This window comes from Pseudomonas sp. Colony2 (assembly GCF_019382755.1).
GTDB lineage: Bacteria > Pseudomonadota > Gammaproteobacteria > Pseudomonadales > Pseudomonadaceae > Aquipseudomonas.
The window spans coordinates 2681636-2697119 of record NZ_CP080030.1 but is presented as its reverse complement, the minus strand read 5'-3'; the positions used below and the strand labels follow the sequence as shown (position 1 = coordinate 2697119).

Below are 15484 nucleotides of genomic sequence, written 5' to 3'. Positions count from 1 at the left end.
ACATGATCAAACGTACTGCGCTGTCTTGCCTGTCCCTCGCCCTGTTGAGCACGGCGGCCCACGCCGCACCGACGCTGTACCTGGGCATGAACGGCGGCACCATGGAGCGGGTCTACGCCGACAAGGTGCTGCCCGCGTTCGAAAAGGCCAACAACGTCAAGGTGGTGATCGTGCCGGGCACCTCGTCGGACATCCTGGCCAAGGTGCAGGCCAACAAGGACAACCCGCAGATGCACGTGATGTTCCTCGACGACGGCATCATGTACCGCGCGATTTCCATGGGGTTGTGCGAGAAGCTCACGCCCAATCCGACCCTGGATCAGATTCCGGCCAAGGCGAAGATCAAGGAAGAAGCGGTTGCGGTGACGCTCGGGGTGACCGGGTTGGGTTACAACGCCAAGATGTTCAAGGAAAAGGGCTGGGCGCCGCCGACGTCGTGGATGGACCTGGCCGACCCGCGCTTCAAGGACAAGGTGGTGTTCCAGTCGTTGGCCTCGTCCACATTTGGGTTGCACGGGTTCCTCATGTTCAACCGGATTCAGGGGGGTAGCGAGACCAACGTGGAGCCGGGGTTCAAGGCCTGGCCGAAAACCGTCGGGCCCAACGTGCTGGAATATATCGCCAGCTCGGCGAAGATTTCCGAGATGGTGCAGACGGATGAGGCGGCGATCTTTCCGCTGACGCCGACGCAGGTGACCACGCAACAGTTGTTGGGTGTGCCGATGGAGTATGCGCAGCCGAAGGAAGGCGCGGTGGTGTTGAACGTAGCGGAGTGTGTGATTGCGCGGAATGACCAGCCGGAGTTGGCGCAGAAACTGGCGCAGTTCTTGTTGACCGCAGAGGCGCAGGCGCCGGCTTTGGAACTGGGGGATCAGATTCCTTCGAACCCTACTACGCCGACTACCGACAAAACCCGGGCGCGGGTGGAGGCGATGAACAGTTACTTGCAGACGGCGATTTCGATTGACTGGGACCAGGTGAACCAGGCACGGCCCGAGTGGAATGCGCGGTGGAGTCGGTCGATTGAGCGGTAGGCTTTGGGGGTGAATATCCGTTATTTGGGTGATGGCTTAAATTGGTTCCGCTCTTACAGCGGCTCACTTTTGAAAAGCGCAAAAGTAAGCAAAACGCTCTTGCCCCACCACTCGGCTCCTCGCTGTAGCTCGGAGTGCCCTCACTCCGGCTTTGGACCGTGGGCCGCCGTCATGGGCCATCCTTGGCCCAGGACGGCTAACCCGGCGTCCTGCCGGGTTACCCACGCTCCAAAGCCTGCGTTCGGCCAGCGTGGTTTAACGGGGCGCCCAAGATCAAGATCAAAAGCAAGATCAAGAACACAGCGGCCTGAAAGCCGGCTTGAGTGTTAAAAGCTAAATCAAAAGCTAAAGCGGGCACGGTTCAAATGTGGGAGCTGGCTTGCCTGCGATGGCATCACCTCGGTGTGTCTGGAAGACCGAGGTGTCTGCATCGCCGGCAAGCCAGCTCCTACARAAAAGCAGCTCTGCTTTCGCTCTGGYTTTTGATCTGGCTTTTAACACTCAGGTCGGCTCTCAGGCCGCCGTGCTCTTGCTTTTGATTTTGATCTGACTGCCCCAATAAGCCCGAGGCCGAACGCAGGTATTGCGSAGCGGGTAAACCGGCAGGACGCCGGTTTMGCCGCGCCGGGCCATGGATGGCCCGTCGCGGCRGCCCGCTTCGCGGTGCCGGAGTGAGGGAACACCGAGCCTAGGCGAGGTGCCGACAGGCGGGGCAGAGCGCTTTGGTTACTTTGCCGCTTTTGCAAAGTGACTCGCTGTAAGAGCGAAACCATAGGTGGCCGTTACCGAAGAAACGGATATGTACACAATCAATCACCCCACCATCTCCCGCACCCGATACCACAACATCCCCAACGCCAGCAGCGGCGAACGCAACACCTTCCCCCCAGGAAACGTCATATGCGGCACCTGGCTGAAAATATCCAACCCCCGGCTCTGCCCAGCCTGAATCCCCTCAGCCAATAACCGCGCACACCAATGCGTCACGTTAAGGCCATGCCCCGAATACCCCTGGGCATAGAACACATTCGGATGCTGCTTCAGGCGCCCCACCTGGGGAAAGCGATTGGCGGTGATGCCGATCTTCCCCCCCCACTGAAACTCAATCGCGGTATTCGCCAACTGCGGAAAAACCTTGAGCATCTTCGGCCGCATATACCCCGCGATATCCACCGGATCACGCCCCGAATAATGACAAGCCCCCCCAAACAACAACCGCCGATCCGCCGAAAGGCGGTAATAATCCAACCCCACTTTCTGATCACACAACGCCAGGTTCTGCGGAATCAACTGATCAGCCACCCCAACCGACAGCGGCTCGGTCGCAATGATGTAGCTCCCCGCCGGCAACACCTTGCCGCTCAACTTCGGCTCCAATTCCTCCAGATGCGCATTGCACGCCAGCACCAGGCTACCGGCGCGCACTCTGCCAAACTCGCAACGCACCTGCACCGTGTCGCCATGGATCAACTCCAGCACCGGGCTGTCTTCAAAGATCCGCACCCCAAGGGATTCGGCCACTCCAGCCTCCCCCAGCACCAGGTTCAACGGGTGCAGATGCCCGGAGCCCATGTCCACCAGGCCACCGGCATACAAGCCTGAGCCAACCACCTGCGCCATATCCTGCGATGCCACCAACCGCGTTTCAGGCGCATACCCCAAGGCAGCAAGGCTCTCCAGCTCCCCCTGAAACGCCGCAAACTGCGCCGGCGTATTCGCCAACTCGCAAAACCCCCAGCGCAAATCACAGTCAATCCCGTGCTCGCGAATCCGCTCGCCCACCAGCGCCACCGAATCGATCCCGGCCTGCTGCAGGTAACGCACGCCCTCCTCCCCCACGTACCTGGCAAAGCCCGATACGTCATGCCCAATCCCGCGAATCAACTGCCCGCCATTGCGCCCGCTGGCGCCCCAGCCAATCCGCCGGGCCTCCAGCAGGATCACCGACAGCCCGCGCTGGGCTAGTTCGATGGCGGTGTTGACCCCGGTGAACCCACCGCCGATCACACACACATCGGCGGTCAGGTCAGCCCCCAGCGCTGGGCGCCGGGGCATGGCGTTGGCCGAAGCCAGGTAATAGGAACGAGCGTGGTCGGAGGAGGAACGGTTCATTTGTTGGTCTTCACTTTGCTCCAAGACCGCGTCATCAAGCGCATGACGGCGGGCGTCGGGGTGGTGGAAATGTAGAGTTTGTCGAGCACTTCCTGGGACGGGTAGATCTCGGGGTTGTTCACCAGCTCGGGGGCCATGAAGGCCTTGGCCGCCGGGTTCGGGTTGGCGTAGCCGACGCTGGCGCTGACCTTGGCGATCACTTCAGGGTCCAGCAAGTAGTTGATGAAGGCGTGGGCGGCTTTCGGGTTGGCGGCGTCCGCCGGGATGGCCAGCAGGTCGAACCACAGGTTGCTGCCTTCCTTGGGGATCGAGTAGGCGATGTTCACGCCGTTCTTGGCTTCCTTGGCGCGGTTGGCCGCCTGGAACACGTCGCCGGAATAACCGAAGGCGACGCAGATATCACCGTTGGCCAGGTCCGAGATGTACTTGGAGGAATGGAAATAAGTGATGTACGGCCGCAGGGTCAGCAGCTTGGCCTCGGCCTGTTTGTAGTCTTCGGGATTCTCGCTGCGCGGGTCCTTGCCCATGTAGTTGAGGATCGCCGGGAACAGTTCATCCGCCGAGTCGAGGAATGCTACGCCGCACTCGTGGAGCTTCTTGATGTTCTCCGGTTCAAACAGCACGGCCCACGAATCGATATGGTCGATGCCCAACACCTGCTTGACCTTGTCCACGTTATAGCCGATGCCGTTGGTGCCCCACAGGTACGGCACCGAATGCTCGTTGCCCGGGTCGTTTTTCTCCAGCAGTTTGAGCAGCTTGGGGTCGAGGTTCTTGAAGTTGGGCAGCTGCGAACGGTCCAGCTTGAGGAACGCGCCGGCCTTTACCTGGCGCGCCAGGAAGTGGTTGGACGGCACCACCACATCGTAGCCGGTACGGCCGGCGAGCAGTTTGCCTTCCAGGGTTTCGTTGGAGTCGAACACGTCGTAGATCACCTTGATCCCGGTCTTGGCCTGGAAGTCGGCCAAGGTGGTCTCACCGATGTAGTCGGTCCAGTTGTACACACTGACCGTCTGCGCGGCGTGGCCCGCGCTGCTGAACAATGCCGCCAAGGCCAGCGGGAGAAGCTTTTTCACCAGACGCATATCGACACCCCTTTGCTTGATTGATTTTTATGTATTCATCCAGCCATTCTGCCCGTAGCAGCTGTCGAGCCTTGGCGAGGCTGCGTAGCGATGTATCGGACACAATTGCGGTGGGCCCGACGGCAGCCTCGCTAAGCTACGGACGAGTCGTCAGACGCTCAGCAGCAGGAACTCACGTTCCCAGGAGCTGATCACCCGCTTGAAGTTCTCGTGTTCGGCGCGCTTGACCGCGACGTAGCCGCGCACAAACTTGTCTCCCAGGTACTGCTTGACGGTGTCGCACTCTTCCATGCGCGCCAGGGCGTCTTCGATGGTGATCGGCAGCCTCAGGTTGCGGCGCTCGTAGGCGCGGCCTTCCACCGGGGCGCTGGGCTCGACCTTTTCGATCATGCCGAGGTAGCCGCACAGCAGGCTGGCGGCGATGGCCAGGTACGGGTTGGCGTCGGCGCCCGGCAGGCGGTTTTCCACGCGCATGGCGTCGGGGCTGGAACTCGGTACACGCAGGCCAACGGTGCGGTTTTCTTCGCCCCACTCGACGTTGACCGGTGCCGAGGTGTCCGGCAGGAAGCGGCGGAACGAGTTGACGTTAGGCGCAAACATCGGCAGCAGCTTGGGGATGTACTTCTGCAGGCCGCCGATGTGGTTGAGGAACAGCTGGCTCTTGTTGCCGTGTTCATCGACAAACACCTGTTTGCCGGTGGCGATCTCCACCACGCTCTGGTGCAGGTGCATGGCGCTGCCGGGCTCGTCGGCCACCGGTTTGGCCATGAAGGTGGCCGCCACGTTGTGCTTGAGTGCAGCCTCGCGCAGGGTGCGTTTGAACACGGTGATCTGGTCGGCCAGGTCCAGGGCATCGCCGTGGCGGAAGTTGATTTCCATCTGCGCCGGGCCGTCTTCATGGATCAGCGTGTCGAGGTCCAGGCCCTGGGCTTCGCACCAGTCGTAGACGTCTTCGAACAGCGGGTCGAACTCGTTGGCAGCGTCGATGGAGAACGACTGACGGCCACTTTCGGCGCGACCGGAACGGCCCAGTGGGGTCTTCAGCGGCAGGTCCGGGTCTTCGCAGCGCTGGGTCAGGTAGAACTCCATCTCCGGCGCGACAATCGGCTGCCAGCCCTGGTCGGTATAGAGTTGCAGGACCTTTTTCAGCACGTTGCGCGGCGACAGTTCGATGGGGTTGCCCTGCTTGTCGAAGGTGTCGTGGATCACGATGGCGGTGGGCTCGATGGCCCATGGCACCACGTAGGTGGCGTTGGACACCGGGCGGCAGATCATGTCGATGTCGGCCGGGTCCAGCAGGTCGTAGTAGATATCGTCGTCGACAAAGTCCCCGGTTACCGTTTGCAGCAACACACTTTCCGGCAGGCGCATGCCTCGCTCATGCAGGAACTTGTTGGTGGGCGAAATCTTGCCGCGTGCGATGCCAGTCAAATCACTGATCACGCATTCGACTTCGGTAATCTTGTGTTCTTTCAGCCAGGCGGACAGCTGATCGAAGGGGGCGTTCATAAGGACCTCGTCATGGGTTGGATGCTGCGCCGCGGGCTTCCCTCGCGGCGCATTGAGGTCTATCTTGGGCCAGCCGTCCAACGGCATCTATCCACTTTGCGCCAACCACAACGCACCAATAGAGTGCGCCCAGGTTACCCATGACACAGGCAACAGCTTTGCGCGTACAGGCCTTCACCACCGGTGATGTGGCCGCTCAATGCAGTGCGACACCCGGTTGGGTGCAGCAGTACCAGCAGATGTCCCCAGGGCATTTCGCCGGGCAGATCCGCTACCTCGACCTGCAAGGTGTCGAGGTGTACGAAGAGCGGATGAACACCCGGGTGGAACAGAACTTCAACGCGCCGCCGGGTTCCCTGGCGTTCTGTTTCGATGGCAGCGACAACGCGCTGTACGTGCTCAATGGCGAAAGCCGCAACACCTGGATCACCCCGGAAAACTACCGCGAAGTGGCAGTGGTGTTCGGGCCGCAGTTTGTCCAGCGCCATGGTCTGGATGTGGCGAAGCTGGAGGGGTTGTTCATGGCCCCGCTCAACTCCCTGCAAAACCCGTTGTTCAGCCGCTGGCTCAGCGGCACGCTGACACGGCTGTCGGCGACGCTGGACCTGCCGAGTCGTGATGCGCTGACTCAGCAGTTACTGGACGACTGCCTGTTCATCCTCGACAACGCCTGCGTGTGCCTCGACAAGGGCTCATTGCAGCGACGCACCGAGGAGCGAATCATCATGGCGCGCATTGGCGAATGGGCGGCGGATGTGCCGGATGAAACCGTCAACCTGCTGCAGCTGGCGCGCATTGCCGGGGTGCCGTTGCGCCAGTTGCAGCACGGGTTCAAGACGTATACCGGGATGAGCCCGGCGCAGTGGTTGCGGTTGCGCCGGTTGAACAGTGCACGGCGGGAGTTGTTGAACCCGCCGTCAGTGGACACCACCGTGGCGGAGGTGGCGATGAATTGGTCGTTCTGGCATTTGGGGCGGTTTTCCAACAGTTATCGGGCGTTGTTTCAGGAGTTGCCCAGCGAGACCCTGAAGCGCCAGAGGTAAATGTAGGAGCGGGCTTGTGTGGGAGCGGGCTTGCTCGCGAAKGCGGTGGGTCAGTCAATAAATCTGGCACTGATACACCGCCTTCGCGAGCAAGCCCGCTCCCACATTTGAAGATCGTTCCCACGCGGAGCGTGGGAACGATCAGGTCCGAAGAAACGCCAGCATCAACTGATTCACCCGCTCCGCCGCCTCCAGCTGCACCATATGCCCCTGCCCCGGCAGTATCTCCACCTGAGCGTCCAACCCCTGGGCATGGCTCGCCGGGATGATTGCGTCCTCACTGCCCCAGATCACCAGGCTCGGCTGCTGCCCCACCACACTGCGCAAATCCACCAACTGCCGACCACCGCTGAACAACGCTCCGGTGATCTGCCGCAACGCCTGCTCCACACCCTCCAGGCGCTTGAACTTGAGCATGTCTTCCAGCATCTGCCGAGTCACCAGCGCCGGATCGCTGAACAGTTGCACCAGTTGCGGCTTGAGTGCATTGCGATTGCTCGCGTCGATAAAACCTTGCAGGTAGTCACTGTTGATCTGCGTACCCAACCCAGCGCTGGCGATCAGGGTCAACGACGCCACACGCTGCGGTGCCACCCGCGCGAGGTTCAGGGAAACCAGCCCGCCCATGGAATGCCCGGCGAGGTGTACCCGGTCAACCTTCAGATAATCCAGCAGTGCCAATACCGCCTGGCTCAGCTCCTCAAGCTCGCCCGTTTGCAGGTACTTGCCCGACTCGCCATGCCCCGGCAAATCCAGGGCGATCACCCGCCGCTCAGCCGCGAGCACCGGGTGATTGAACAGCCAGTTATTCAGGTCGCCACCAAAGCCGTGCACCAGCACCAGCGGTGTGCCGCCCTCCCCGAGGTCCAGATAGCGCAGCAGGCGCCCGCCCACCTCGACCTTCTGTGCCGATGGCCCGCTGGCTTCAGCCTCGGCGGCACTGGAAACGAACCCCGCCTGGAACGCCTCGATCACCCCATCAATCTCGGCCTCGCTGGCCTCGCCTTCCACCACGATTGCCAGCAATGCCCCCACGGGCAAGGTCTCATCGCTCTGGGCCAACACCCGCCGCAGCACCCCGCTGAAGGGTGCCTCGACACTGCTGGAAATCTTGTCGGTCTCGACATCCAGCACCTCTTCACCCTTCTCCACCGGGTCGCCCGGCTGCTTGAGCCAGACATCAACCCGGCCTTCGGTCATCGACAGCCCCCACTTGGGCATGGTCAGTGTATGGATCATGCGGCATTCCTCTTGTCGGCAATCTTCAGCACCGCAGCTTCGATCTTCGCCGCGTTGGGGATGTACAGGTCCTCCAGGGCATCGGAGAACGGCACCGGCGTGTGAGGCGCGGTGACCATTTCGATCGGCGCGCGCAGGAAGCCGAACGCCCGTTGCGCCACCAATGCACTGATGTCCGTGGCAATCGAGCAACGTGGGTTGGACTCGTCGATCACCACCAGGCGCCCGGTTTTCTCCACGCTTTCAAGGATGCTGTCTTCGTCCAGCGGGCTGGTGGTGCGCAGGTCCAACACTTCGCAGTCGATACCCTGGCGCGCCAGATTGGCTGCGGCTTCCAGGGCGATGTGCACCATGCGCCCGTAGGTCACCAGGGTTACATCGTTGCCTTCACGCACGTAGTTGGCTTCGCCGAACGGCACGGTGTACAGCTCTTCCGGCACTTCGCCCTGGAGGCTGTAGAGCATTTTGTGTTCGAGGAAAATCACCGGGTCGTTGTCGCGGATCGCCTGGATCAGCATGCCCTTGGCGTCATAGGGCGTGGCCGGGCACACCACCTTGAGCCCGGGAATATGCGTCCACATCGAGGTGAGCATCTGCGAATGCTGGGCCGCCGCACGCAGGCCGGCACCGTACATGGCGCGCACCACCAGCGGCGTGGTGGTCTTGCCGCCGAACATATAGCGAAACTTCGCCGCCTGGTTGAGCAACTGGTCGAGGCAGCAGCCGATAAAGTCGACGAACATCAACTCGCACACCGGGCGCATGCCACGGGTGGCCGCGCCGACGGCCATGCCCACATAGCCGACCTCGGAAAGTGGCGCGTCGAGCACGCGGTCGGGGAACTCCGGATACAGCCCCTTGGTGACGCCGAGCACGCCACCCCAGGCGTCCTGTTCACCGGGCGAACCGGTGCCGCCGGACACGTCCTGGCCGATGATGAACACGCTCTGGTCGCGGCGCATTTCCTGGGCCAGGGCTTCGTTGATTGCCTGCTGATAGCTGATTTTTCTAGCCATGATGACTTCTCCACGGATTGTTTTTGTAGTGGGTGGCGGTTAGCGGTAGGCGACGTAGACATCGCTGAGCAGGTCGGCGGCCTGGGGTTTGGGATCGGACTTGGCCAGGCGCACGGCGTCTTCGATCAGCTGCGCGACTTCGGTGTCGATGCGTTCGAACTGAGCCGCGTCGAGCCAGCCTTCGGCGGTGCAGCGCTGGCGAAACAGGCTCAGGCAGTCGCCGGTTTCCCGCAGGTTTTTCACTTCGTCCGGGCCGCGATAGGTTTGCGCATCGCCTTCGAAGTGGCCGTAGAAACGGCTCAGTTTGACCTCCACCAGCGTCGGCCCTTTACCGCTGCGGGCACGCTCTACCGCAACGCCGAGGGCGGCGTGCACGGCAAAAAAGTCGTTGCCGTCGACAATCACCCCCGGCATGCCAAAACCCACGGCGCGCTCGGCAATGTCCTTGCAGGCCACCGACCAGCCGGACCCGGTGGCTTCGGCATAACCGTTGTTCTCGGCCACGAACAGGCACGGCAGGTTCATGATCGAGGCCAGGTTCATCGCTTCGAACACCGCGCCCTCGTTGGAGCCGCCGTCGCCGAAAAACGCGACCGCCACACCCGCGCTGCCCTTGAGCTTGGCCGCCAGCGCCGCACCGGCTGCCAGCGGCGCCCCGGCACCCACAATGCCGTTGGCGCCGAGCATGCCCTTCTCCTGGTCGGCGATGTGCATGGAGCCGCCCTTGCCGCCGCAGACGCCGGTCTTCTTGCCGTAGATCTCGGCCATCATGCCGAACACATCCACGCCCTTGGCGATGCAATGGCCGTGGCCACGGTGGTTGGAGGCGATGCAATCTTCATCGTTGAGGTGGGCCATGACCCCGGCGGCGCTGGCCTCCTGGCCGGCATACAAATGCACGAAACCGGGAATCTCGCCGGTGGCGAATTCCACGTGCAGGCGTTCTTCGAAATCACGGATGGTGCGCATCACGGTGTAGGCATGGAGCAATTGATCGGTGGACAGGTGAGTGGACATCTTGTTGTTCTCCAGGTTGTCTCGACACACAAAAGGCTGGATCAGGCCAGCTGCAAGGCACTCAGCACGGCCTGTGCCAATCCGTTGGAAAACCCGGGAAAGCCTTGACCCAGAGCAGTTGCCTGGAAGCGTGGACGTGCCACTGTGGGCCGTTCAATGAGACGCGCCGTTGCAACCTGCCCGCAGCGTCTGCGGCGCAATGAGACGCTGCGTCTCACCTCGGGCAGTTGGTCAGGCCGGCCTTGTTCCTCCCGGCCCATGGGCGCTTAATGGCGGGCATAACAACAAGGATCGAGAACCGGAGGCTTCAATGCTCGCCGTGAACTCCAAGGACCATGTCGACTGTGTCAGCCGCGTGGTACGCAACGCCGACCGCCTGTCCCAGGCGCCGGTGCCGTCGCTGATTTTTGATTCCTGGCGCCGCTCCATGGAGCAGCACCACCTCGACCCCGGTTCCCTGCAAGGGCCGCGCATCCTCACCAGCACCCTGCTCAAGGAATGCCGCGAACGCGCCGAACTGTTCATGCGCATCGCCAGTGAGGAAGTCGGGCAGATTCACAACCGGGTGCGCCACGCCGATTACTGCGTGATGCTCACCGACGCCCAGGGCCAGACCATCGACCATCGTGTGGACGCCGGCATTCGTAACGACTGCCGCAAGGCCGGCCTGTACCTGGGCACCTGCTGGTCGGAAGCCGAGGAAGGCACCTGCGGCGTGGCCACGGTGCTGACCAGCAAGGCCGCGGTCACCGTGCACAAGCGCGACCACTTTCGTGCGGCGTTTATCGGCCTGACCTGCTCTGCCGCACCCATCTTTGATCCCCAGGGCAACCTGCTGGGCGTGATGGACGCCTCCGCCCTCAAATCGCCGGATGACCGGCGCAGCCAACACCTGGTGCGGCAGATGGTGGCGCAAAGCGCGCTGGCCATCGAGAACGCGTTTTTCATGCACAGCGCCCGGCAACATTGGGTGTTGCAGGCCCACAGCACGCCCGGTTACGTCGACAGCCAGCCGGACATGCTGCTGGCGTGGGATCAGGATGGGCGGCTGCAAGCCTTGAACAGCAAGGCGCGGCAGGCCCTGAGGTTGCGCTTCGGGCAGTTGCCGGAGCATATCGGCGAAGTGTTTGACTTGGACGCGTTGCGCGCCGTGACCGATCAATCGACGCAGCAGTTGCATTGGCTCGGCGAGCCGGGGGCGTTGCAGGTACGGGTCAGCGCGCCGCGGCGTAAGGCTGCACGTGCGACGGTGTCTTCGAGTCATCAGGTAGACCCGCGAGTAGAAGAACATCTGCGCCTGGCCGTGCGGGTCAAGGACCGCAACCTGCCGGTGCTGGTCCAGGGCGAAACCGGCGCCGGCAAGGAAGTGTTTGCCCGCCAGTTGCATGAACGCAGTGCCCGTCGCGACGGCCCCTTTGTGGCGGTGAACTGCGCGGCGATCCCGGAAAACCTGATCGAGAGCGAACTGTTCGGCTACGTGGCCGGGGCATTTACCGGTGCCTCCAGCAAGGGCATGACCGGGCTGCTGTTGCAGGCCGATGGCGGCACGTTGTTTCTCGACGAGATCGGCGACATGCCGCTGGCGTTGCAGACGCGACTGCTGCGGGTAATGGCCGAAGGTGAAGTGGCGCCGCTGGGCGGGGCAAAAACCCGGGCGGTGGATATCCAGGTGATCTGCGCCAGCCATCGGGACTTGGCGGCGCTGGTGAGTGCTGGAAGCTTTCGCGAGGATTTGTATTTCCGGTTGGGCTGTGCGCGGTTCTGTGTGCCGCCATTGCGCGAGCGCATGGACAAACTGGCATTGATCAATCGGCTTCTGGAGCAGGAGGCGCGGCACAGCGGTGTTGCGGTCGGGATCGCGGCAGCGGCGCTGGAGTCGCTGCTGGGTTATGCCTGGCCGGGGAATGTGCGGCAACTGCGGCATGTGTTGGCGTATGCGTGTGCGGTGTGCGACGGCGGGACGATTCAGCTGGCGGATTTGCCGGTGGAAGTTCGTGGTGACGCTGTTGCGGTGGAAACATCGGAAAGCGTGAGTCCTGAGCGGCAGTTGGTGCTGGACGCACTGATTCGGCATCGGTGGAAGCCGCTGGCGGCGGCGCAGGCGTTGGGGATTTCCAGGGCGACCTTGTATCGGCGGGTTAACCAGCTGGGTATCGACATGCCCGGCAAGCACTGACCCAACACGGTCAAAAATGTGGGAGCGGGCTTGCTCGCGAAGGCGGTGTACCAGTCAACATTTCCGGTGACTGACACTCCGCCTTCGCGAGCAAGCCCGCTCCCACATTTTTTGACCGAGTGATTCTGCCAGCTCAGCGGTACAGAATCCCGCCATCAATCAACGGCGATTGCCCGGTCATGTAATCCGAATCCGGCCCCGCCAGGTACGACACCAGCCCCGCCACATCCTCCGGCGTTTCCGCCCGGCCCAACGCAATCCCGTCCACATACTTCTTGTACGTCGCCCCCACCTCGGCGCCGGTAATCTCGGCCATGCGCTTGTCGATCTCGACCCACATGTCGGTGCCCACCACACCCGGGCAGTAGGCGTTGACGGTAATCCCGTCAATGGCCAGTTCCCTCGCCGCGGCCTGGGTCAGCGCACGCACGGCAAACTTGGTGGCCGAGTACACCCCCAGCAGCGCAAAGCCTTCATGGCCGGCAATCGAGCAGGCATTGATGATCTTGCCCTTCTGCTTCAGCGCCTTGAATTTCTTGCCTGCGGCCTGGATGCCCCAAAGCGTGCCCTGCACGTTGATACGCAGCGTGCGGTCGACCTGTTCCGGGGTTACGTCCAGCAGTGCGTCAATCTGTGCGATGCCGGCGTTGTTGACGATGATGTCGAAGCCGCCCAGGGTCTGGTGGGCATGGTCCACCGCCGCGACCACTTGCTCCAGCTTCGAGACATCGGCGACATACACCGAGGCCTTGCGCCCCAGTGCAACCACCTCGGCCGCCACCGCTTCAATCTTCGCGCTGTTGATGTCCACCAACGCTATGTCGGCGCCATCCCGCGCCAGGCGCAGGGCGATGGCCCGGCCGATGCCTTGCCCGGCGCCGGTCACCAGTGCAACTTTTCCAGCGATACTCATGACGATCTCCTTCAACGGTGAGAGAAGTCTTGTCTATCGCAGTTGCCAGGGGCCGCTGTCGAGCAGCAGCAGGATTGATCTGCGGGCTGAGACGGGACGTCTCAAAGCGAACCATTCTCGAAAACTTGTAAAACGCCGCCGTTATGCCTAGCTTATGCGCCCTCCGCTCTGCGCTCTCAGGCCTTCCCCCATGGTTTTGCGTCTTCGCCCCGCTGCCCCTTCACGTTTTGCCCTCGGCCTGTTGCTCAGCGCAGGTATTGGAAGCAGCCAGGCGGCTGATATCGAGCTGCCGGAGGTGAAGGTCCAGGGCCAGGATGAATCCGGCTATAACACCGACACCGCGTCGGTGGGCGCTTTCAATGAGGCGCCGTTGCTCGACACGCCGGCCTCGATCGCGGTGTTCAACGAGTCGTTGATCAAGGACCAGCAGGCGCGCTTGCTCAGCGAAGTGCTGCGCAATGACGCCTCGGTGGGCGACAGCTATGCGCCCATCGGCTACTACGAAAACTTCGTGGTGCGCGGTTTCTCGCTGAATGCCGCCAGCAGCTACAAGATCAATGGCCGCACCATCACCGGCGAGCAGAACGTTGCCCTGGAGAACAAGCAGCGCGTGGAGCTGCTCAAGGGATTGTCGGGTATGCAAAGCGGGATTTCCGAGCCCAGCGGCGTGATCAATTACGTGACCAAGCGCCCGGAGGATGTGCGCTCGGTGACGGTGTCCACCGATGATCGCGGCAGTGGTTACCTGGCCACCGACGTGGGCGGCTGGTTTGGCAGCGAGCAGCAGTTCGGCCTGCGCGCCAACGTGGCCCATGAAGACCTGCATTCCTATGTCGAACATGCCAATGGCCACCGGGATTTCCTGTCCCTGGCGTTCGACTGGAACATCAGCCCCGACGCGGTATTGCAGCTGGATGCCGAGTATCAGAACAAGCAACAGCGCTCGGTGCCGGGTTATCAGCTGCTGGGCGGGACCGAGGTGCCGCACGACGCGTCGCCGAAAAAACTGCTGGGGCATCAGAGCGGTGCGAATCAGGTAGGGATTGATTCGCTGAACCTCAACGGCAAGTTTGAATATCGCTTCAGTGACCAGTGGAAAGGCAGCGTCAGCGCGGCGCGCAGCAAGGTGGTGATTGATGATTACAGTTCGTTTGCGTGGGGCTGCTACGGGTCCGCGAGCTGTGCCGGGGCCAAGGTACCGAACTACTTCAGCCCGGAAGGCAACTATGATATCTATGACTTCCGCAGCCCTGATGACACCCGGCGCGATGATGAAATCCAGGCCGCGATGACCGGGTTGTTCAATACCGGTGGCCTGGGGCATGAGTTGACGTTTGGCAGCAGTGCGTTTCGGCGAGTGGTGGACAAGCGCGAATCGGTCAACGAGATGATTGGCTCCGGCAATATCAATCAGGACCCGGAAAACTTCGCGCCCACCGATAAGCCCCTGAACGATAGCCATCGCAACCTCGACAGCCGCCAATACGGCCTGTTCGTCACCGACCGCATCAGCTTCAACGAGCAATGGCAGACCATCGTGGGCGGCCGCGAAGTGCGCCTGGACGAAAAGGCTTTCGATGATCAGGGCAACGAGTCGCGCCACACCCGGCAGTATGTGTTCCTGCCCCAGGCGGCGCTGATCTACAAACCGATTGAAAACCTGTCGCTCTACACCAGCTACAGCAAAGGCCTGTCCCTGGGCGGTACCGCGCCGTGGTTTGCCCTGAATAAAGATGAAACCCTCGCCCCGACAGTTTCCCGCCAGATCGAAGCCGGGGTGAAATACGACTGGCGCCGCATCAGCTTTGCCGCCGCGATCTTCCAGACTCGCCAGGCCTATCAATATGCCAGGCCGGATGACGCCGGCGACTACACCTACGTGCAACAGGGCGAGCAGAAAAACACCGGCCTGGAATTGTCCGCCAACGGCTGGGCCACCCAGCGCTTGCAGATCGCCGCCAGCGTCGCGGCCATCCGTGCACGGGTGACGTGCAGCGGCACGCCGGAATACGAAGGCCATCAAGCGATCAACGTGCCGAAACTGCGGGCCAGTCTGTACGCCGACTACGCCCTGCCCTGGGTCGACGGCCTGGCGCTGCTCGGCGGCGTGCAATACAGCGCCAACAAGTACGCCAATCGCACCGGTGATGTGGAAGTGGGCGACTACGCCATCGTCAACGTCGGCAGCCGCTACACCACCAAACTCGATGGCTATGAAACGGTGTTTCGCCTGAGCGTCGACAACCTGTTCGACAAGCGTTACTGGCGCGATGCCGGCGAATACATGGGCGATGACTACCTGTTCCAGGGTGCGCCGTTGACGGCGCGCTTGAGTGCAAC

Annotated in this window: 11 protein-coding genes; 4 read left to right on the top strand and 7 right to left on the bottom strand. The window is 62.1% G+C overall.

Annotation, left to right across the window (positions count from 1 at the left end; translation table 11 throughout):
• The first annotated feature begins 2 nt into the window (after positions 1-2).
• Positions 3-1034 carry an ABC transporter substrate-binding protein gene (locus JV201_RS10795; protein ID WP_003218283.1) on the top strand — a complete coding sequence of 344 codons (1032 nt, stop codon included), beginning with the start codon at positions 3-5 and terminating at the stop codon, positions 1032-1034.
• 813 nt (positions 1035-1847) lie between these two features.
• Here the strand turns inward: JV201_RS10795 and JV201_RS10790 are convergent.
• The 3 genes from JV201_RS10790 to JV201_RS10780 form a co-directional block, all read right to left on the bottom strand.
• A complete protein-coding gene (locus JV201_RS10790; protein ID WP_134326207.1) occupies positions 1848-3146 on the bottom strand; it encodes an FAD-binding oxidoreductase in 1299 nt (432 codons plus the stop codon).
• Positions 3143-4231, bottom strand: coding sequence for a polyamine ABC transporter substrate-binding protein (locus JV201_RS10785; RefSeq protein ID WP_003219153.1), 1089 nt, complete (start codon positions 4229-4231; stop codon positions 3143-3145). Before JV201_RS10785 ends, JV201_RS10790 begins: the two co-directional genes overlap by 4 nt.
• A 150-nt stretch (positions 4232-4381) precedes the next feature.
• Positions 4382-5740: a glutamine synthetase family protein gene (locus JV201_RS10780; protein WP_003219154.1), complete on the bottom strand. Its 1359-nt coding sequence runs from the start codon at positions 5738-5740 to the stop codon at positions 4382-4384.
• 140 nt (positions 5741-5880) lie between these two features.
• Here JV201_RS10780 and JV201_RS10775 point away from each other — a divergent pair, with 140 nt between their 5' ends.
• On the top strand, positions 5881-6783 hold the full coding sequence (locus tag JV201_RS10775; RefSeq protein ID WP_102606368.1) for a helix-turn-helix domain-containing protein: 903 nt from the start codon (positions 5881-5883) through the stop codon (positions 6781-6783).
• Positions 6784-6924: 141 nt separating this feature from the next.
• On the opposite strand, the gene JV201_RS10770 is transcribed toward JV201_RS10775, so the two are convergent.
• Genes JV201_RS10770 through JV201_RS10760 form a run of 3 tightly spaced genes read right to left on the bottom strand, consistent with a single transcriptional unit; the run spans position 6925 to position 10055 of the window.
• Positions 6925-8022, bottom strand: coding sequence for an acetoin dehydrogenase dihydrolipoyllysine-residue acetyltransferase subunit (locus tag JV201_RS10770; protein WP_219406880.1), 1098 nt, complete (start codon positions 8020-8022; stop codon positions 6925-6927).
• Positions 8019-9038: an alpha-ketoacid dehydrogenase subunit beta gene (locus JV201_RS10765; RefSeq protein WP_003219158.1), complete on the bottom strand. Its 1020-nt coding sequence runs from the start codon at positions 9036-9038 to the stop codon at positions 8019-8021. The genes JV201_RS10770 and JV201_RS10765 overlap by 4 nt, the downstream gene beginning before the upstream one ends.
• Before the next feature lie 39 nt (positions 9039-9077).
• The gene (locus JV201_RS10760) at positions 9078-10055 is read right to left on the bottom strand and encodes a thiamine pyrophosphate-dependent dehydrogenase E1 component subunit alpha (RefSeq protein WP_003219159.1); all 978 of its coding nucleotides are present in this window, start codon (positions 10053-10055) and stop codon (positions 9078-9080) included.
• Positions 10056-10365: 310 nt separating this feature from the next.
• Here JV201_RS10760 and JV201_RS10755 point away from each other — a divergent pair, with 310 nt between their 5' ends.
• A complete protein-coding gene (locus JV201_RS10755) occupies positions 10366-12231 on the top strand; it encodes a sigma-54-dependent Fis family transcriptional regulator (protein WP_219406879.1) in 1866 nt (621 codons plus the stop codon).
• 133 nt (positions 12232-12364) lie between these two features.
• On the opposite strand, the gene JV201_RS10750 is transcribed toward JV201_RS10755, so the two are convergent.
• Positions 12365-13144 (bottom strand): acetoin reductase, encoded by a 780-nt coding sequence (locus JV201_RS10750; RefSeq protein WP_177022918.1) that lies wholly within the window; start codon positions 13142-13144, stop codon positions 12365-12367.
• Positions 13145-13334: 190 nt separating this feature from the next.
• Here JV201_RS10750 and JV201_RS10745 point away from each other — a divergent pair.
• Positions 13335-15484: TonB-dependent siderophore receptor (locus tag JV201_RS10745; RefSeq protein ID WP_219407154.1), on the top strand; the 2150-nt coding region annotated here is incomplete at its 3' end.

Bases quoted from the DNA above. Each gene is read 5' to 3' on its own strand.
- JV201_RS10775 (WP_102606368.1), top strand. From the start codon at position 5,881: ATGACACAGGCAACAGCTTTGCGCGTACAGGCCTTCACCACCGGTGAT.
- JV201_RS10795 (WP_003218283.1), top strand. From the start codon at position 3: ATGATCAAACGTACTGCGCTGTCTTGCCTGTCCCTCGCCCTGTTGAGC.
- JV201_RS10750 (WP_177022918.1), bottom strand. From the start codon at position 13,144: ATGAGTATCGCTGGAAAAGTTGCACTGGTGACCGGCGCCGGGCAAGGC.
- JV201_RS10760 (WP_003219159.1), bottom strand. From the start codon at position 10,055: ATGTCCACTCACCTGTCCACCGATCAATTGCTCCATGCCTACACCGTG.
- JV201_RS10790 (WP_134326207.1), bottom strand. From the start codon at position 3,146: ATGAACCGTTCCTCCTCCGACCACGCTCGTTCCTATTACCTGGCTTCG.
- JV201_RS10785 (WP_003219153.1), bottom strand. From the start codon at position 4,231: ATGCGTCTGGTGAAAAAGCTTCTCCCGCTGGCCTTGGCGGCATTGTTC.
- JV201_RS10780 (WP_003219154.1), bottom strand. From the start codon at position 5,740: ATGAACGCCCCCTTCGATCAGCTGTCCGCCTGGCTGAAAGAACACAAG.
- JV201_RS10755 (WP_219406879.1), top strand. From the start codon at position 10,366: ATGCTCGCCGTGAACTCCAAGGACCATGTCGACTGTGTCAGCCGCGTG.
- JV201_RS10765 (WP_003219158.1), bottom strand. From the start codon at position 9,038: ATGGCTAGAAAAATCAGCTATCAGCAGGCAATCAACGAAGCCCTGGCC.
- JV201_RS10770 (WP_219406880.1), bottom strand. From the start codon at position 8,022: ATGATCCATACACTGACCATGCCCAAGTGGGGGCTGTCGATGACCGAA.